The organism is Flavihumibacter sp. UBA7668 (assembly GCF_002483205.1).
GTDB lineage: Bacteria > Bacteroidota > Bacteroidia > Chitinophagales > Chitinophagaceae > Flavihumibacter.
This window is the reverse complement of sequence record NZ_DLHM01000007.1, coordinates 907,459-926,030: the sequence shown is the minus strand read 5'-3', so window position 1 is coordinate 926,030 and position 18,572 is coordinate 907,459. Positions and strand designations below refer to the sequence as shown.

Annotated in this window: 23 protein-coding genes; 9 read left to right on the top strand and 14 right to left on the bottom strand. The window is 43.1% G+C overall.

Features of this window, described 5'->3' with window-relative positions; translation table 11 throughout:
• Positions 1-108 precede the first annotated feature (108 nt).
• The 3 genes from B2746_RS21415 to B2746_RS21405 are packed head-to-tail and all read left to right on the top strand — an operon-like array spanning position 109 to position 3,268.
• Positions 109-960: an alpha/beta hydrolase gene (locus B2746_RS21415; RefSeq protein WP_290798882.1), complete on the top strand. Its 852-nt coding sequence runs from the start codon at positions 109-111 to the stop codon at positions 958-960.
• Positions 957-2,099, top strand: coding sequence for a glycosyltransferase (locus B2746_RS21410; protein ID WP_290798880.1), 1,143 nt, complete (start codon positions 957-959; stop codon positions 2,097-2,099). The genes B2746_RS21415 and B2746_RS21410 overlap by 4 nt, the downstream gene beginning before the upstream one ends.
• Positions 2,100-2,116: 17 nt before the next feature.
• The gene (locus B2746_RS21405; protein ID WP_290798878.1) at positions 2,117-3,268 is read left to right on the top strand and encodes an ABC transporter permease; all 1,152 of its coding nucleotides are present in this window, start codon (positions 2,117-2,119) and stop codon (positions 3,266-3,268) included.
• A 74-nt stretch (positions 3,269-3,342) separates the two neighbouring features.
• Here B2746_RS21405 and B2746_RS21400 read toward each other — a convergent pair whose 3' ends face one another.
• Positions 3,343-3,759 (bottom strand): hypothetical protein, encoded by a 417-nt coding sequence (locus B2746_RS21400; RefSeq protein WP_290798875.1) that lies wholly within the window; start codon positions 3,757-3,759, stop codon positions 3,343-3,345.
• Between the two features lie 175 nt (positions 3,760-3,934).
• Positions 3,935-4,402: an Lrp/AsnC ligand binding domain-containing protein gene (locus B2746_RS21395; protein ID WP_290798872.1), complete on the bottom strand. Its 468-nt coding sequence runs from the start codon at positions 4,400-4,402 to the stop codon at positions 3,935-3,937.
• A 990-nt stretch (positions 4,403-5,392) separates the two neighbouring features.
• On the opposite strand from B2746_RS21395, the gene B2746_RS21390 reads away from it, so the two are divergent.
• The 3 genes from B2746_RS21390 to B2746_RS21380 are packed head-to-tail and all read left to right on the top strand — an operon-like array spanning position 5,393 to position 7,104.
• A complete protein-coding gene (locus B2746_RS21390; RefSeq protein WP_290798870.1) occupies positions 5,393-6,028 on the top strand; it encodes a porin family protein in 636 nt (211 codons plus the stop codon).
• A gap of 32 nt (positions 6,029-6,060) precedes the next feature.
• Positions 6,061-6,753, top strand: a complete 693-nt coding sequence (locus tag B2746_RS21385; RefSeq protein WP_290798867.1) for an OmpA family protein — start codon at positions 6,061-6,063, stop codon at positions 6,751-6,753.
• 15 nt (positions 6,754-6,768) lie between these two features.
• Positions 6,769-7,104, top strand: coding sequence for a hypothetical protein (locus B2746_RS21380; protein WP_290798864.1), 336 nt, complete (start codon positions 6,769-6,771; stop codon positions 7,102-7,104).
• Here B2746_RS21380 and B2746_RS21375 read toward each other — a convergent pair whose 3' ends face one another.
• On the bottom strand, positions 7,105-8,199 hold the full coding sequence (locus B2746_RS21375) for an alkaline phosphatase family protein (protein ID WP_290798861.1): 1,095 nt from the start codon (positions 8,197-8,199) through the stop codon (positions 7,105-7,107).
• 13 nt (positions 8,200-8,212) lie between these two features.
• Positions 8,213-8,389 carry a hypothetical protein gene (locus B2746_RS21370; protein WP_290798856.1) on the bottom strand — a complete coding sequence of 59 codons (177 nt, stop codon included), beginning with the start codon at positions 8,387-8,389 and terminating at the stop codon, positions 8,213-8,215.
• Here B2746_RS21370 and trmB point away from each other — a divergent pair.
• The 3 genes from trmB to B2746_RS21355 are packed head-to-tail and all read left to right on the top strand — an operon-like array spanning position 8,388 to position 9,682.
• Positions 8,388-9,098, top strand: a complete 711-nt coding sequence (gene trmB / locus B2746_RS21365) for a tRNA (guanosine(46)-N7)-methyltransferase TrmB (protein WP_290798853.1) — start codon at positions 8,388-8,390, stop codon at positions 9,096-9,098. The genes B2746_RS21370 and trmB overlap by 2 nt on opposite strands.
• Positions 9,079-9,294 carry a DUF5522 domain-containing protein gene (locus B2746_RS21360; protein ID WP_290798850.1) on the top strand — a complete coding sequence of 72 codons (216 nt, stop codon included), beginning with the start codon at positions 9,079-9,081 and terminating at the stop codon, positions 9,292-9,294. Before trmB ends, B2746_RS21360 begins: the two co-directional genes overlap by 20 nt.
• A complete protein-coding gene (locus B2746_RS21355; RefSeq protein WP_290798847.1) occupies positions 9,266-9,682 on the top strand; it encodes an MGMT family protein in 417 nt (138 codons plus the stop codon). Before B2746_RS21360 ends, B2746_RS21355 begins: the two co-directional genes overlap by 29 nt.
• A 3-nt stretch (positions 9,683-9,685) precedes the next feature.
• Here the strand turns inward: B2746_RS21355 and B2746_RS21350 are convergent, their stop codons facing one another.
• From B2746_RS21350 to B2746_RS21305, 10 genes are all read right to left on the bottom strand, one after another.
• Positions 9,686-10,159 (bottom strand): hypothetical protein, encoded by a 474-nt coding sequence (locus tag B2746_RS21350; RefSeq protein WP_290798812.1) that lies wholly within the window; start codon positions 10,157-10,159, stop codon positions 9,686-9,688.
• A 21-nt stretch (positions 10,160-10,180) separates the two neighbouring features.
• Positions 10,181-10,723, bottom strand: coding sequence for a DUF420 domain-containing protein (locus tag B2746_RS21345; RefSeq protein WP_290798809.1), 543 nt, complete (start codon positions 10,721-10,723; stop codon positions 10,181-10,183).
• A 6-nt stretch (positions 10,724-10,729) separates the two neighbouring features.
• Positions 10,730-11,419, bottom strand: a complete 690-nt coding sequence (locus B2746_RS21340; protein ID WP_290798806.1) for an SCO family protein — start codon at positions 11,417-11,419, stop codon at positions 10,730-10,732.
• A gap of 99 nt (positions 11,420-11,518) precedes the next feature.
• Positions 11,519-11,965 carry a cytochrome C oxidase subunit IV family protein gene (locus B2746_RS21335; RefSeq protein WP_290798803.1) on the bottom strand — a complete coding sequence of 149 codons (447 nt, stop codon included), beginning with the start codon at positions 11,963-11,965 and terminating at the stop codon, positions 11,519-11,521.
• A gap of 17 nt (positions 11,966-11,982) precedes the next feature.
• On the bottom strand, positions 11,983-12,654 hold the full coding sequence (locus tag B2746_RS21330; protein WP_290798800.1) for a cytochrome c oxidase subunit 3: 672 nt from the start codon (positions 12,652-12,654) through the stop codon (positions 11,983-11,985).
• 51 nt (positions 12,655-12,705) lie between these two features.
• Positions 12,706-13,272 carry a cytochrome c oxidase subunit 3 gene (locus B2746_RS21325; protein ID WP_290798798.1) on the bottom strand — a complete coding sequence of 189 codons (567 nt, stop codon included), beginning with the start codon at positions 13,270-13,272 and terminating at the stop codon, positions 12,706-12,708.
• Between the two features lie 46 nt (positions 13,273-13,318).
• Positions 13,319-14,245, bottom strand: coding sequence for a heme o synthase (gene cyoE, locus B2746_RS21320; RefSeq protein ID WP_290798795.1), 927 nt, complete (start codon positions 14,243-14,245; stop codon positions 13,319-13,321).
• A 104-nt stretch (positions 14,246-14,349) separates the two neighbouring features.
• Positions 14,350-16,143 carry a cytochrome c oxidase subunit I gene (locus tag B2746_RS21315; protein ID WP_414655289.1) on the bottom strand — a complete coding sequence of 598 codons (1,794 nt, stop codon included), beginning with the start codon at positions 16,141-16,143 and terminating at the stop codon, positions 14,350-14,352.
• A 67-nt stretch (positions 16,144-16,210) separates the two neighbouring features.
• A complete protein-coding gene (locus B2746_RS21310) occupies positions 16,211-17,278 on the bottom strand; it encodes a cytochrome c oxidase subunit II (protein ID WP_290798789.1) in 1,068 nt (355 codons plus the stop codon).
• 72 nt (positions 17,279-17,350) lie between these two features.
• Positions 17,351-18,571, bottom strand: coding sequence for a quinol:cytochrome C oxidoreductase (locus tag B2746_RS21305; RefSeq protein WP_290798786.1), 1,221 nt, complete (start codon positions 18,569-18,571; stop codon positions 17,351-17,353).
• Position 18,572 lies beyond the last annotated feature (1 nt).

The following is an 18,572-nucleotide window of genomic DNA, read 5'->3' as shown; positions in this document are numbered from 1 at the left end:
GAAAAGGGTGAGGGTAAAATGGAGAATATAACCCTATAATTAAATGGGATTAAAATGGGGATTAAAATCCTTTAAATTACGGGGATTAAACCAGGTTTGTAAGCGCTCATGTCATATCTCAATCAACCATTTGTCCTACCCTTCAAAGGGCAGGAAATTTATTACCGGATTTTTGGTTCCGGGCATAAATGGGTACTGGCGCTTCATGGCTATGGTGAAACAGGATCGGTTTTTCGTGCGCTGGCTTCCGAACTGGATAAAGAATATCGCTTTATTTGCCCCGATTTACCGCTACACGGACAAACCAACTGGCATCTGAAGCAGGCTTTGCATCCCGCTGATTTGCTGGATCTGGTTCAAGAATTCAGGAAGATTCATGGTATCAATGCCCTGATACTCGCCGGATATAGCATGGGTGGCCGCCTGGTCAGTTGCCTTGTGCAAATGGATCCGGCTTCCATCCATGAACTCTGGCTCTTTGCTTCTGATGGCTACCATAAAAACCCCTGGTACTGGCTGGCTACCCAAACAAAACTTGGCAATCGCCTTTTCAAATCAACCATGACTCAACCAGCCTGGTTTCTAAAGTCCATGAAAATCGCCCGTTTCCTTCGGATCCTGCATCCGGCTATCCACAAATTCGCACTCCAATTCCTTGAAAAAGAAAAAAGCAGGACAGATCTCTACAATCGATGGACATTCTATCGCCTATTCAAAACAGATAAGCAGCAGCTAAGGAAAGCGTTGGTAAAACATAAAATTACAATACGTCAGTATTTCGGTGAATTCGACCGGATTATTCCGGCAGCGCATGGAAAATGGATTCAAACCAAGCTGCCAGAACAATCCGAAACGAAAATTTTTAAATGCGGGCATCGTTTGCTTGATCCCTCAATTGCACCTAATATTGCCGCTGCACTTAAAAATCCTGTACAACCGGCACCGAATCTTTCTATATGACTGTTTTCGCTATTATACTATTCCTGTTGGTCTTCGCTTATGCCTGGCTGATACAATATTATCATCGTAACTGGAAAGCCATGCCGGAAGAACCTGGTGTTCCCGCTGAATTTCAACCCGAAACAATGGTTTCAGTTTTAATCCCGGCTCGTAACGAGGCTGCAACAATCAGATCAGTATTGAATTCTTATCTCCATCAGAATTACCCGCCGCATCTAAGAGAATGTATCGTAATTGATGATTATTCAAACGACGAAACAGCAGCTATTGTGAAGGAATTTTCTCCCTTTGGAATTCAACTCATTCAACTTGCAGAACTGTTGCCGCATCAACCACTCAATTCCTATAAGAAAAAAGCTATTGAAAGCGGGATTGCACATTCCTCCGGTCAACTTCTGCTAACAACCGATGCCGATTGTGTTCTCCCCCCAGACTGGATTTTACAACATGTAAACCTGCAACAAAGAACAGGTGCTGTTTTTATAGCCGGACCAGTAAAAATAAAGCCGGAGAATTCCTGGTTGAATAGATTTCAATCGCTTGATTTTATCAGCCTGCAGGGAATAACCGGCGCCTCTCTTTTCAGGAACTTACATGCCATGTGTAATGGCGCAAATCTTTCCTATACAAAAGAGGCATTTATAGCTGTGAATGGATTTGAAGGTATAGATCATATTGCTTCCGGAGATGATATGCTGCTCATGCAAAAAATCTCCAATCGATTTCCCGGTAAAATCAGTTACCTCAAATCCACCCGTGCAATTGTGGAAACGAATGCCATGCCGGATATTAAATCATTCCTGCAACAACGAATCCGATGGGCAAGTAAAGCCACCAGTTATAAAGAGTTGTCCATTCAGTGGATTTTATTGTTGGTCTATTTCCTGAACCTCAGTTTATTGTTCTTTTTTATTTTCAGTTTTTTCTTTCCTGGGTGGCTGCTGCTTTCACTTGGATTAATCCTGTTAAAAGCGCTGGTGGAATGGCCGTTTATGTTGACAGTGGCTTCATTTTTCGGTTACTCCCGCCTCGCAGCTGTTTTTCCGCTTTTTCAACCCCTTCATATTCTTTATACGGTTGCAGCCGGAGCATTCGGACAATTCGGAAGCTATAATTGGAAAGGAAGAAAAGTTCGTTAATTGCTTACTTTTAACCCATGTCTCAATTCGACAAACCGTCTTCCACCTGGTTGAAATTAATCCGCCAGCCTTCTTCGTTGATAGGTGGTTGTATTTCAGTTATTGCCTTCCTGTTGGCAATAACCGGGTATTGGATAAGTCCGGATAGCAGTCCGGATGCCAATCGGATGATTGTTGAAATTGCAAGTCGCTCTCCCGGCTTTACCCAACAATTCCTGCTGATTCCAAAATCGCCACGGCCCGCTTCCGTTTCCTGGTGGGAAAGAACACTGAACGGACAGCCGGATAGCTACTCCTATCTGCCAATTGGCGATTTTCATCAACAAGGTGACACCCTCTATGTTCAACAATTTATTGATGATGGTTTATATGAAGAACGGACGTTCCTGCTATCGGCTTTACATTCATTCCAAACCGGAATTCGGCCACCCGACTCCCCGCAGGTGGCATTGAAATCTGAAAACAATTCGATCGGGCGTAACAGTTATATTAAACAGCAACGCTTTCTTTTAGGAACGGACAAATTTGGACGCGATATTCTAAGCAGGTTAATAATTGGTACCCGAATCAGTTTAATGGTTGGAGGAATTGCGATGATTTTATCCCTTACAATTGGGCTTTTGCTGGGAACACTGGCTGGTTATTATGGTGGCAAACTGGATGCATTGATTATGTGGTTTATAAATGTAATCTGGAGTATTCCCACCTTATTACTGGTATTTGCCATAACACTCTTATTAGGTAAAGGTTTCTGGCAGGTTTTTATTGCAGTCGGACTCACCATGTGGGTAAATGTTGCAAGATTGGTACGCGGACAATTAATTGCAGTAAGGAATCTGGAGTATGTTGAAGCAGCGAAAGCATTGGGGTATCGTGATTGGCGGATTATGGTCAAACATATATTGCCCAATATAATGGGACCGGTACTGGTGGTGGCTGCAGCCAATTTTGCATCTGCAATTGTGGTGGAAGCCGGACTCAGTTTTCTGGGAGTCGGCGTTCAGCCTCCACAACCCAGTTGGGGAGGTATGATCAAGGAAAACTATAATTTCATTATAACAAATAACCCGATGCTTGCATTGGCACCGGGTTTTGCAATTATGTTACTGGTTCTGGCATTCAACCTGATCGGCAATGGCATCCGCGATGCCCTCGACGTCCGCTCCTAGCCATTCACCTTTCACCTTTCACCATTCACCTTTCACCTTTCACAACCCACCTTTCACCTTTCACCTTTCACCTTTCACTTTCTTGAATATAGATAAAATCCCGTTTTCGTATTACTCGGCTTCGACAAGGAAGTAACGGTAACAGTTACCCTTGAAACGGTTAATTGAGGAGTGTTGGTGATACTTAGCGTAGTAGTAGCATTAGAGGTAGTTTGATTGGCTGTGAAAAAAGCTGTGGTCCCATTTCCATCAGGCCTTGCAGTCACTTCAATTCGCACTCCCTGAGGAGGCATTTTGGAAGTAACTGTTACGGTAAGCGGGAAATTAGGTCCGGGTGCCACCGCTTCCTGCTGACCATTTAATACAGGCGTGGTAGTGATCACCAGATTTTCTTCAGCGGGCTGCGGATCATCTCCACCACCACCGCAGGAAGGCAGCAGTACAACAGCAGTTAGTGAGGCAAGCAGTAGGTTCGCAATAAAAGCTTTCATGTAATGTGTAAATTATACGTTTAGTCTAAAGATAAACCAAAAAGAAGTGAAAGGTGAAAGGTGAAGCGTGAAAGATGGATTGTGAAACGTGAAATGTGAAAACTTGTCACCCCACTTCCCACTTCCCACTTCCGACTTCCGACTTCCGACTTCCGACTTCCGACTTCCTACTTCCTCAGATTCTTACTTCCACATTCCGATTCAGGGTCTCATCCAACGAAATAAAGGTTTCCGTACGTTCAATTCCCTTAATTTTCTGCAATTGATCATGCAATACAATTCTAAGGTGATTGATGTCTTTGCAGATTATTTCAGCCAGAATACTATAATTTCCGGTTGTATAATTCATACGCACAATTTCCGGGATCTTACTCAATTCCTTGGCAACATTGTCGTATAAGGAACTTTTTTCAAGATAAATGCCAATAAATGCGATAACATCATAGCCTAATAGTTTCAAATCAACATTAAGACGACTACCTTTAACAATACCCATCTCCTGCAGTTTTTTAATCCGCACATGGATAGTGCCACCGGAAACAAATAGCTTTTTACCCAAATCAGCATACGATGTTTCGGCATTTTCCATCATATCCTGGATGATTTGATAATCCAGTTTGTCTAAATTCAATTTACCTGCCATTTTGGAATCTTATTTTTGACGTTTTCTATTGCAATATAGTATTTTTTGAACATTTTCGATAAATTTCAAATTTTGTTTGAAATATTTGCAACAAACAGGCCGTTTTCTGTATGTTTGCATTATCGAAGTTCTTAGAACATACTGTGGGATGATGAAATTTTCGGCAGACATGCCCCCTTGTCTCGGGGGTGGGGAATCCAGGATAAAGGAGTGCAAACTCACTAACTGCCCCGTGGAGGTTCGACTCCTCCTCCTACAGCCAGCTTAATTTAGGTTGTTATTTAAAAGCACCGAATTAAACTTGCTCTTTATACTGTGGGGTGATGAAATCTTTGGCAGACATGCCCTCTCGTCTCGAGGGTGGGGAATCCAGGATAAACGTAGCATAGAGCCGACTGGTATTGCTGTTCAGTGCAAACTGGACCGTAATAAAGCCGACCAGGGTTGACCACTAAGCATTGTACTACGGCTAACTGCCCCGTGGAGGTTCGACTCCTCCCCCTACAGCATTTTTTTAATCCTGCGTTTAACAGCAGGATTTGTACCGCCGCATCGGTTTCGATTGCATGCCATTGGTACACACAAGTTTTTCTCATGTGTGTGTTTACAGCTGTTAGGTAGCCCCTCCGTTCACTGAGGGGCTTTTTTTTCACCTTTCACTTCCCACTTCCCACTTCCCACTTCCCACTTCCAAATCAACCTGCTTCTTCAGCTTAAGAAGTGTTATCTCGGCTCTAAAGTAAAGCCATCTACCGTTCATCTACCGTTATTGAACCGTTCATCTACCGTTCATTTACCGTTTTATAACGGTTCGTGAACGGTAGATGAACGGTAGATAGACGGTTAATAAACGGTTCATGCTACTGAGTTAAAGCTATGAATACTGAACCTTAACCCTTTTCAGACACCCCTCCCCTTTCATCTCTCACCTTTCACCTTTCACTTCTTCTTGGCATCATTTTTTTCCCATTCCCTTCAAACAAAAGACGCATGAAAAAGATAATCCGCACAACCCTGGCTGCTCTTACCATCGGCAGCTCAGCACTTGCACAGGACAATTTATCGCTTGGTGGAACAGCAGGTTTCGGCCATACCTGGCTTTCTAATTCAACAAATGCACGTTATCAGCCCGCAGGAAACCTTGGTTTAACCCTTGTATATAGTACAGAATCCAATTGGGGATTTGGTGCCGACCTCAAATGGTCCATTGAAGGGGGAAAAACTTCCACAACAAATTTTACCAATACCACCCGGCTTGATTACCTGCGCATTCCGCTAAAAGCCATGTATTTTTTTGGTGAAAGAGGAAATTCATTTCGCCCGAAACTTACAGCCGGACCATCCATAGGCTTTCTGATCGGAGGAAATAACAAAGCCACTACCATTTCAGGCGATACAAAAACAACGGTTGAAACAAAAGCATCCGAATTTGCGAAATCAATAGATATCGGCCTGGCTGCCAGTGCAGGTTTTAATTATCGCCTTGTAGATCGCACCTGGCTAAATGCAGATCTTACGTATTATCATGGATTCAGTGATGTGATCGAAAATCCCAATATCGAGCAACGCAACCGAAATATCGGTATCAATGTTGGTGTAACCTTTGGGATTGGCAAAGTTCAATAAATCGTTTTTTATTAACCGTTATATTAAATCATATGAATCAGAGAATAGGAAATAAATTAACTCAAACTGCCTGGGCAGCTCTTTCAGTTGCCTTACTAAGTGCAGGAAGTATCGGATGCAAATCAATGAATAAAACTCAAAAGGGCGTTGTAATTGGATCCGCCGGAGGTGCTGTACTTGGTGCCGGAGTAGGAAAAGCTGCAGGCAACACAGCAGTAGGTGCCATTATCGGAGCCGCAGTTGGCGGTGTTACCGGCGGCATCATTGGAAGAAAAATGGATAAACAGGCTGAAGAAATTGATAATATACCCGGAGCAGAAGTAAAGCGGGTTGGTGAAGGGATTAATGTAACCTTCGATTCCGGTGTGCTTTTCGGATTTGATCAATCCAATCTCAGTTCCACAGCATCCGGAAGAATTGCTGAACTGGCTGGTATCCTGAAGAAATATCCCGATACCTATATTCTTATCGAAGGCCATACCGATGATCAGGGATCACATTCCTATAATGATCGTCTGTCAAAAAGAAGAGCACAATCCGTTGCAGCATTTTTAACCCAGCAAAGTATTGCAGGGAACCGGATTCGTACCGCCTGGTATGGTGAAGATCAACCCAAATTCGACAATACTTCGGATGAAAATAAAGCCAAAAACAGACGGGTAGAATTTGCCATCTATGCAAATGAAAAGATGGTAGAATCTGCTAAGAAAGAAGCCGGCAACTAAACATGATTCACTGCTATGAGAACAAATCAAAACCATAATTTACTCACCACATTGCTTAAGTGCAAACTGGGTACGATCAAAGAAGCAGATGTCAACTCTTCTGATCAGATCCTTCGCACCATTATTCAACATCTTCGCCTGCAGGGCACACAAAACCTGCAGGGCTGGGTGCAGGACGATCTCTTTATATATAAAAATGAGCAGAGACCCCTTAAGGTCTTTGCTCATTTTCTTCACCCTTCATCCGGATTACTGATTATGGTGAACGGCTCCTCTACCATTCAGCGCAGAGAAGCCAATGGCGCAGAACTTACTATTGATATCCACTCCCTGAATTATCTTAAGCGCTGATTATTTAGTCCAGATCTCTTTCAATTCAGGTGCTATTGGGTGATCAGCGGTATATTTTTGACCCAGGAACCGGGCCAGTGTTTGCGCTACCTGTTGCTGTTGCAATTGCATGGGAACTTTCACTTCTCCTTTTGCCTCAATACCAGGTGCCAAAACAGCTATCCAGATTTCATCTGCACCCTCTATTTTACTTCCATGGTGCTTCCATTCCTCTTTCACTTTATCACCCCTGCCATGATCCGTTGTTATTAAAATAGCTGTCTTGTTTTTATACTGAGGATCTGATTGAACAAATGCCCATATATCTCCTATCCACTTATCCAACTGATGGGCAGCATTCAAATAATTTTTATACATGCCGGCATGTGCCCATTCATCCGTTTCGCCATAGGAGATTTGCATAACTTTTGGCTTGCGGACTTTCAGGTTTTCCATGGCCGCATAATGAGTAAAAACATCCAGGCATTCATGATTATCCCAGGGTTTGAAAACATCCTTCTGCAACTGATTGATCAATCGTTCATTTGCCGTGGGATTCTTTCCTCCCACCGGATCAAACGCACTAATAACAGGAATGCCTGAACGCTCTTCATTTACGATGCGATCGAATGCATCCCAGGCACCAAAAACAGCAATTTTATTTTTATATGCCGGCTGTTTGTGCAAAAACTCCAATACTGTCACATGTGGATTTGGAGGGTATTCATTGGAGTTGATTTTTTCATCACCAAAACCGGTAATCAGCTCACTGTATCCCGGATAAGAAAACCAATGTGGATTGGCATTGTTTACCTTATTTCCAAAAGCCCGATTCCCATACAACTGACCAGTTTTCGAAATAGTAGACCAAAAAAATGGCAATAGTTTTGCTCTTCTTGTTGCTGCATCTTCTGCCCAAAAGGCTTTATAGATACCCGCACTATCACCCTGATTAAAGGCACGGTCATTTGCCAATACAGGATCCATCCCCTGAAACACCTCCTGCCATCTTAACCCATCCGTAGTAATAAGAATTACATTCTCAATTTTTGTTTGAGCTGTTAACCGGCTTAGCGATACCGTTAAAAGCAATACAAGTACAACTGCCTTTTTCATGTCCAACTATATTTTAATATATCCAAAAGTACCATTTGCTCTCCGTTAACCAGCCTCCCCTTTCTCCTTTTCCTCCTTTATCTCCCCTTTCTCCCTTTCCTCCTTTGTCCCCTCTTTCTCCCTTTCCTCCTTTGTCCCCTCTTTCTCCCTTTCCTCCTTTGTCTCCCCTTCCCTTTATCTTTGCCGCCATGGGACAAAAAAAACTCATCCGATTCGAGGCAATTAAAGGTTTTTCCAACGTATTTCAGTACCCGGAAGGAATGCCTGGAAAATGGAAAGATCAGTTCGGAAACAGGAACCCTATCACCCTCGAACTGGCTTGTGGAAAGGGTGAATATACAGTCGGCTTATCCGCACTTTACCCCGAACAGAACTTTATTGGAGTAGATGTAAAAGGTAACCGGATTTATATCGGTGCCAAAAAATGCCTGGAAAACAACCAAACAAATGCCGCTTTTCTCCGTACCAAAATCGATCAGATCAATGACTATTTCGCAGCCGGTGAAGTCCATTCCATCTGGATCACCTTCCCCGATCCGCAGCTGCGAAGATCCAGAAACAGCAAACGTCTTACCCATCCTAAATTTCTACGGAAATACCAGCAGTTTCTCCAACCAGGGGGAATTATCCATTTAAAAACCGATTCCCCCGTTCTCTTTCAATTTACCTTATGGGTAATCGAACTCTATGGATTGGAACTTGTTAAAAAAATAGAGCACCTTTACCAGGAACCTGTAATCAGTCCGGAACTGGCCATCAAAACCTATTACGAAGGACTGGATATAGCCCAAAGTAACCGTATTCACTACCTGTCTTTTCGACTGCCTGAAGCCCCGCTTCCAGACCACGACGAAAAGCTGCACGAACTGGTATTTCAATATGAAAAAGCAACTGATTGAGGGCGATGATTTCTATTACAACGAATCCGGATTTGTTGTACTAACTGAGAAATACCACCTGGAAAAAGGATTCTGCTGCGGCAATGGCTGCCTGCATTGTCCTTTTGAGTATATTAATGTTCCGGAACCTCGCAGGACGCAGCTCCTTTTAGCAGGAAATAAAAACCATGGCAAGTCCCAGGAAGAAAATACCTAGTCCCAAAAAAAGCAGTAAAACCAATGCCGGTAAGCTAAAGGCAGTCGACCCGTCGGGTAAGGCTTCTGCGTCTTTTTTCGAACAGGTCTATGCTATCGTGGAACAAATCCCGAAAGGGAAAGTAACCAGTTATGGCGCCATCGCCCGCTGTTTAGGTAGTGGATTATCGGCCCGCATGGTGGGATGGGCACTCAATGGATCCTTTCTCTCCACCCGAAACCTGCCTGCCCAACGGGTAGTTAACCGAAATGGACAGCTATCAGGAAAAGCCCATTTTGCCACACCAACCCGCATGCAGGAATTATTGGAGAAAGAGGGAATAATCGTAAAAAATGATACTGTACAAAACTTTGATCAGGTCTTTTGGGATCCGGCCGAAGAGCTTTAAGCATTAAAGCCCTGCCACATCCTGTTCACTGAGTCTTAGCTGAATCATCACCTTATGCTTAAAGGGATTTAATCCGCCAAATAATACCAGCAGCGTAAAGGCAAGGGCAAGAAAAGCCCAGTTGCCGGTAAGCAGATAACAAAGAATACTGAATATAGCTGCGGACTCCATCAGCGACCATTGCAGCAGGGAAGCCGACTTGTACTGATTGAGTTTTTCTCTTGGAGTCTGACTGTCTACCCTGATTCGTTCCAGTTTGCGACGAAACAATTGAAGTCCCACAAAAACAGCAGCGAAACAATACAGTACAGCAATCACCTGCAACATCCGATCCGTTGCCACGCCTACCATGGGTTCCAGTATATTAAATTGAACCAGCAGAAAGGAGAGCAGCATCGCTACCACCAATACATACAACAGTATTTTATACAGGTATTGAAGATCACGAAAAATTGAAGGGGCCGTTGCTTTACTCATACTGCTAATTTATCCTTTCTGTCAGGAATAATAAGGGCTGATCATCAGATAAACAATAACGCCTGTTACCGCCACATAAAACCAGATAGGCCAGGTGATCCGGGCAATTTTTTTATGTGCAGGCCATTCCGCAATTAGTGCCCTGTAAGCAGTGAAGAGGATAAAGGGTAATATAATCGCCGCTAAAAAAATATGGGTAATAAGTATGATGAGATAGATGGTATGTACCAACCCTTCACCTCCATGTGAGGTACTATCCGCCAACAGATGGTGGGCAATATAGGAAATCAAAAAAAGAGCTGATAGTACTATTGCCACAAACATCAGTCGCTTATGCAGTTCAAACTTTTTCTGTTTTACGGCAACCAGTGCAGCCACCAATAAGACAGCTACTGCGCTATTTAGCACGGCATTGATTCTGGCAAAAATATGTACATCAAAGCCCGGCTCCAGGTCCAGTTTTACCCTTGATAAAATCACTACGGCAACAAATACAACAAAGGAAACTACACCGATCAGAATCTTTGCCTGTTTATCGTTTTTCTTAATGATCGCACTCAACATAACAGCTTATTTACGGAACAGATTGCGTTTTTTCTTTTTATCCTTCTCGATGAAAATCTTTACGATATCACCAGCCAAATCGGCCATGGCCATGCTGTCCAGCCCATTGTAATAACCGCGAACCACCCGATCACGATCGAGCAATACAAATTTTTCCGTATGAATAAAATTGGAATCCACACCCTCTCCGTCTATAGCGGATAATTTCACTTCATTCAAAGCGAAATCATAAATGGTTTTTTTATCTCCGGTCAGCATCCACCAGACATCATGATTTACGCCGTATCGGTCGGCATATTTTTTCAACTGGGTGGCTGAATCCCGCTGAGGGTCTACGCTGAATGAAAGAAACTGAACAAAAGTGGTATCGATCTTCCGGGTTACATCTTTCAGTTTGAGGGTATTCTGCAACCGCTTCATATTCATGGTGAGCGTGGGACAAATAGATGGGCAACGGGTAAAGAAGAAATTCGCCACAATTACTTTGCCCTGAATATCATCCAGACTAACTTCTTTTCCCAGTTGATTGGTAAGGGTGAAATTGGCGGCTTTATGCCAAACCGTATCAGTGAACTCTTTTCCGCCATCTATTTTGGTAAGTACCGTATCTACATAATACCGGCGCGGCATATCGACCGCGTCTTTACTGTAATAATTTACAATGAAATAGCAGATCACCGGTATCACTACTGCCATAAAAACCCCTGCTAATGCTGTCTTATTCAAATCAAATAGTATTGATAATAAAAACCATCCGCAATGGCGGATGGTTCACATAATATTGGTTTATATAAGTTAATGAGCTTGTGGATCATGTTCTTTACTACCCTGTTCTTTTTTCTCCACCTTGATTTCACTCTGTTCTTTATGATAAGGATCATAGGTGTTCTTCAGGTTTTTGTAGGAATTCCCTTCATACAGAAAGGCAATGATGAACCATACAAAAAGCAGGAGAGGAACCACAATGGTCATAATCATATTCTTCAGTTCATGCTTAAGGTGCATGAAATAAGCTACGATATAAAAGGCTTTGGCCAGCATGAGGATCAGGATCACTCCTTTAATCAGGGTAATCATGAAGGAACCAAGGTTGCCATGAGACAAATACATCCAAAAACCAAGTGCTAATTCTACCAGTGTAATTACGGATAGAATAACAGTTATTTTGATTACTTCTTTTTTACTCGCCTCCCGGTCATATTCATGATGGAAGGTTATTTCGGTATTATCGTCTTGATGCATAGTAACTTCTTAATTGGTTAAACGAGATAAAATACGGTAAATACGAATACCCATACCAGGTCTACAAAGTGCCAATATAAACCGGCTTTCTCAATCATCAGGTAATGACCTTTCCGCTCAAATACATTATTGAGGGTCATGATCAGCATAATGATATTAATAACCACTCCACTGAAAACGTGGAAGCCATGGAAACCGGTAATGGTAAAGAAGAAGTTGGTAAAGTTGGTAGTTGCTTTTGTTCCATCTATATTCAGAAAAGGATTGCTGCCCCACCAGGCACCTTCATGGTGCAGGTGTGCCCATTCCCAGGCCTGACAGCTTAAGAAGGCAATACCGCCGATAATGGTAAGTACCAGGTTACGAACTACCGACTTTTTATCCATCGCATGGCCGGCCTGAACCGCCAGAACCATGGTTACAGAACTGATAATCAGGATAAACGTCATCAAACTCACAAACATGAGCGGAAGACCGTTTCCCAAACCGGGAAAGGACTGGAATACTTCGTTGGGGTCGGGCCAGGAATTTGTGGCGAAACGGATGGTGCCATAAGAGATCAGAAACGCACCAAAGGTGAACGCATCACTCATCAGGAAATACCACATCATCAGTTTACCGTACTCGACGTTGAAGGGACTTTTACCGCCACTCCACCATTTTTGTTCTGCAGGTACTGCTTGTGCCATGTTCAGTGTTTAAAGATTGGTTCGCAAATTTAATTGGATATACGGAATTAACTATTGTAATAACATAAAAAATACCATCAGGTAGATCCATAACAGATCAACAAAATGCCAATACGTACTCATCACTTCCACCGGTACCGGATTATAATTTCGGAATCGCGTGCTATAGGCCTTAAAAAAAAGGATTATAAGTGCAATTACTCCTCCAATCACGTGCAATCCATGTAATCCGGCAATAATATAGAGAAATTGACCCCCACCTGCGCCTGAAAACTGAATACCGGTTGCCCAGATCTGCTTAAATCCGATCCACTGCAATACTACAAAAACCAAACCCAGGATAGCAGTCAGTGTAATCAGTTGTCGGTACTTCACCCGGTTCCGTTCCCGAAAGGCCCTCAGTGAAAAATGGATGGCCAAACTGCTCAATAACATCACCCCGGTTGAATACCAGAAAATAACCGGCATTTCAAAACTGGTCCAGCTGGGCTGGCTCCTTTTCACGATATAGGCACTTGTCAATCCTGCAAACATCATGGTAATGCTCGCAATCGCCACCCACATCGTGAACTTGTTAGGATGTATTCGTTTTCTCTGCTCCATAGCTTCTACCCCCATACACAATATTTTTAAACACTCCCTTTGTCTCCTTTGTCTCCTTTTCCTAAACCTTATCCGCCACCAGTGCCAGAAACACTACCATCAGATACACATAACTTCCAAACATCACTCCTCTGGCAGCTGATTTCTCCATTTTTGTATATAATCGCACACTCAATGCCACCATTCCAATATTACAAACCAGCAGAATCAGCAAACTTACCCAGCCGGTCAATCCGATAAAATAGGGACCTAAGCCAACCGGAATCAGCAGGACCGAATAAACAATCGACTGAATAGCCGAATATTTAGTTGGCCCTTTTTCGGATGGCAACATCCTGAAACCTGCAGCTTCATAATCCTTGTGCGATATCCAGGCAATGGCCCAAAAATGGGGGAATTGCCAGAAAAACTGAATTGCAAAGAGCGCCCATCCACCCAAATCGCGCCATTCATGCTCCCCAAAGAAAATCGTATCATTTCCGGCAGCAAAGCCAATCAGACAGGGCAATCCTCCCGGAAATGCTCCTACCAGAACGGAAATGGAATTCACTTTCTTCAGCGGTGTATAAATGAACGCATACAGAAAGAGACTAAATGCAGCCAGACCAGCGGATAAGCCATTGAAATAATACCAGAGGAGAAAAACCCCCAGCAATCCACTAATCAAGGCAAAAGCCCAACCTTCCGTAACCGACATACGACCCGATGCAATTGGCCGGTTCGCTGTCCGTTTCATCAGGGCATCCGTATCTTTTTCCACTACCTGATTAATGGTATTGGCGCTTCCGGTTACCAGCATTCCTGCCAGAAACAGCAGCGAGATCATTGCCCAATCATACTCCACAATTTTTGGTGCCAGCAGGTAACTTATTACCGCTGAGAACACCACCATTGTTGTCAAAGAGAACTTTATCAGCAAGAGGTAATCACGCAACCGCGCCATTACACCATTTTCCTTTCCGGGTTGAACTGTTTCACTCTGCTGCATTCATCATTATTAAACAAAAACCGTCCACTCTAAAAAAACGCCCTGATTCAACATCAGGGCATTTTATGTCGATTTTATTAGTATCAATTAACCCCCTTCCTTTATCAATGCTTACTCTCCGGACTCTCACTGGCTGATATCGGTTCGGTTTGAGGGATGAAATCACGTCCATCCTTACCGTAGTCATAAGCCCAGCGATGCACTTCAGGAATCTCACCCTCCCAGTTACCGTGACCCGGATTGATTGGAGTGGTCCATTCCAGTGTGGTTGCACCCCAGGGGTTTTGCGTACGAACCTTTCTTCCTTTGAAAATAGAGTAGAAGAAATTAAACACAAACAACAACTGAACCGCAAACACCATCATGGTTACTATAGAAATAAAGCGATTTAATCCGTCAAACTGATTGAAGGAAGTCCATCCGCTGAAATCCAGGTAACGGCGGGGAACACCAGCCAGACCCTGATAATGCATTGGCCAGAAAATCAGGTAAGCACCAACCAATGTAATCCAGAAATGGATATAGGCCATGGTATTATTCATATAACGGCCATACATTTTGGGGAACCAGTGGTATAGACCGGCAAACATCCCAAAGAAGGCAGATACACCCATTACAATATGAAAGTGCGCAATTACGAAATAGGTATCGTGCAGGTGAATATCCAGTGTGGAGTTACCCAGGAAAATTCCGGTTAAACCACCTGAAATAAAGAGGCTCACAAATCCAATGGAGAACAACATACCCGGAGTAAACCGAAGGTTACCTCTCCAGAGTGTGGTAATCCAGTTAAATACTTTAATAGCAGATGGAACCGCAATCAACAGGGTAAGTAACACGAAGAAGGCCCCCAGGAACGGATTCAATCCGGTTACAAACATGTGGTGCGCCCATACCAGGAAGGCCAGAACGGCAATCGCAAACATGGAACCAACCATCGCCATATAGCCGAAGATGGGTTTTCTTGCATTGGCGGACATAACATCTGATACCAATCCCATCGTTGGAAGGATGATGATATACACTTCCGGGTGACCAAGGAACCAGAATAAGTGTTGGTAAAGAATTGCACTACCGCCTTCATTTGGAAGCGCTTTCTGCGTTGAAGCCAGGAAGATATCAGACAGATAGAAGCTGGTACCTGCATGGCGGTCAAACAACAATAGAATGAAACCAGACAACAATACCGGGAAGGATAATACACCCAATACCGCTGTAAAGAACAGCGCCCAGATTGTCAAAGGCATACGAGTCATACTCATCCCCTTTGTCCGCATATTCAGAATGGTAGAAATATAGTTTAGGCTTCCAAGCAGTGAATTCACCACAAATAGGGCCATCGCAATCAGCCAGAGATCCATACCGATTTTAGATCCTTCAGATGCATCACCCAGCGCACTTAGTGGAGGATATACTGTCCATCCACCACTAGCCGGACCCGTTTGAACAAACAGCGAGCTGATCATAACGATACTGGCAACAAAAAAGAACCAGTAACTCAGCATGTTCATAAAAGGAGATGCCATATCACGTGCACCAACCTGTAGTGGAATCAGGAAGTTGGAAAAAGTTCCACTCAAACCGGCAGTTAATACAAAGAATACCAATACGGTACCGTGCATGGTGGTTAAGGCATAATAGAACTCAGGATGGATTTTTCCTCCTGCTGCCCATTTACCGAGTATATTCTCCAGCCAGGGGAAGGTTTCATTGGGAAAGCCCAGTTGCAAACGGAACAATACCGAAAAGAGACCGCCGATAATTGCCCAAACAATACCTGTAATAAGGAACTGTTTCGCAATCATCTTATGATCCTGACTGAACACATACTTCGTAATGAAGGTTTCCTTGTGGTGATGACCATGGTGCTCATCGTGATGAACCTCATGCGTTGTCATCGCTCCCGCATGCTCATGCAAATTCACTTCTTGGCTCATAAAAATCTATTTGTTTTTCGGTACGACCTTAGTTTGAATTGGATACTGGTGTTGCAGCAGCAGCAGTTACCGTACTATCAGCTTTTGCTGCTGCCGGTGTTGCCGGTATCTTCTCCATTTCAGGATGAGACATTACATAGTTTGGTTTTTGCTTGGCCAGCCATAACAGATATTCCGCCTGTTCCACCACTTTCACTATTCCCTTCATGGAATAATGCCCTTTTCCACACATCTGGTCACAGGAAATTTCATATTCAAACTCAGGGTTGCCTGTTTTTTCTTTCATCTGCGCAGTGGTGTACTTAGGCGTAAACCACATGGTAGTAGGTGTTCCGGGAACAGCATCCATTTTCATCCGGAAATGCGCCAAACCTACATCATGTACCACATCGCGGCTGTTGATCACCAGCTTAACGGGTTTGCCAACAACCAGGTACATAGCCTCATTTGTTACAATATCATCGTGGGTAGCTTTATCTTCCCAGATTAGTCCAAGCTGGTTCAGCTTTCCTTCATCAATTTTCTGGTAGTACTTTTTACCAAATACTTTATCCTTGCCCGGATAACGATAAATCCAACCGAACTGCTTCCCGGTAATCTCTACAATATTTGCCTCTTTGGGTGCATCACCGGTGATCTTAAACCAGTAGAATAAACCAAAACCAACCAGTACAGTCAGTGCAATTGCAGGAATTACTGTCCAAATAAGTTCCAGTTTGTTGTTATGCGGATAGTAAAATGCTTTACGTCCTTCCTTGTATTGGTATTTAAATGAAAACCAGAACAGTAAAATTTGTGTAATTACGAACACCACACCGGTAATTGCAATGGTGATATATAACATGGTGTCAATCTTTTCTCCATGGTCCGATGCAGCTTCTCCGAGAATCTTTCCCTTAAAAAGCTCATTGCACCAATACACACCAATCAGGCCAAGGATCATGAAAGCCAGCAGCAGGAAACCATTGATACGGTTATTCTGCTCAAAGGTTTTCTTTTCACCTTTCAACACAGATACATATTCGCTGGCTTTTGCGATCTGGAAGACCACGATAAAACCCAACAACAGGATCGCAATGATTAATAATGTTGACATGTCTTATTCCGTGTTTATACAAAGTTTTGAATGAAAGCTTATATACTATGCTTTTGTTTAAAGTTCCTTTCCTTAGGTATGGTGAATTATACTTTCCTTCAGGAATGGATGGTTACGGTTGATCAGTGAATGTTTGCTTAATGCATTTCCTGTTGCCCACATGATCAGTCCTACAAATCCTGCTGCTACCCCAAAATCAAACAAACCGAGTTCAACATGTTCCTTGGAGAGTGATGCAATAACCATCTGGTAAAAATCGATCCAGTGACCAAAAATGATCAACACAGACATAAACACCAGCAATGTATAATTACGTTTGGAGCTTCTTCTCATGAAAACCAGCAACGGTGCAATAAAGTTAATAATCAGGTTCAGGAAGAAAATTCCTCTGTATGGTCCTTGTAAACGATGCTTGAAATAAACAGTCTCTTCCGGAATATTAGCATACCAGATCAGCATAAACTGGCTGAACCAGAGATAAGTCCAGAATATAGAGAAGGCAAACATGAACTTACCCAGGTCATGCAGGTGTTCCTGATTAACCAGTTCCAGGTATCCTTTGTTCTTCAGATAAATTACAAAAAGAGTTATCAATGCAATACCTGCTACAAAGGTAGAAGCGAAGGTGTACCAGCTATACATGGTACTGTACCAGTGTGCATCAATACTCATCAGCCATAACCAGGGAACGGTAGATGCTACGGTTAAACCAAACCATACCAGGTACAAGGAACCCCAGATGGTATTTTTGAAAATGTATTTTTTTCCTTCTTCCGGACTCATTGGTCCGCTATTGTCCGGTTCCCGACTGATAGACCGCATTTTAGCACCCAGGAAAATCCATCCTGCCAGTGTCAGTATGGTCCAAACAATAAAAAAAGTAGGATTCAGAAAGCCAATTTTTCCCATCAGGATATGATCATTCGGATCTGGTGTAATCCAATGATAGATATGATGCTGATGACCCAATACCAGGGAAAGCAGAATAACACCTGAGATTATTCCAATTGGAATAACTGCCGTTGAAATTGCCTCCGCTACCCGACGGAAACTCATCTGCCATCCACCCATTGCAAGTGCAGTTGCACAAATGAAAAACATGGAAGCATTTACTACCAACAGGAAGAAAACACTGTTGTATAATAATACTCCCCAGAAACGGGTGTTCGCATGCTCGTCGCCCTGTCCGTAGATGAAGTATCCAGCAAGGATGGAAACCAATCCCACCGCCATCAAAATCATCGACCACATCTTGAACTTGGCTGGTATTTCAAATTTCTCTCTGAAAGACATT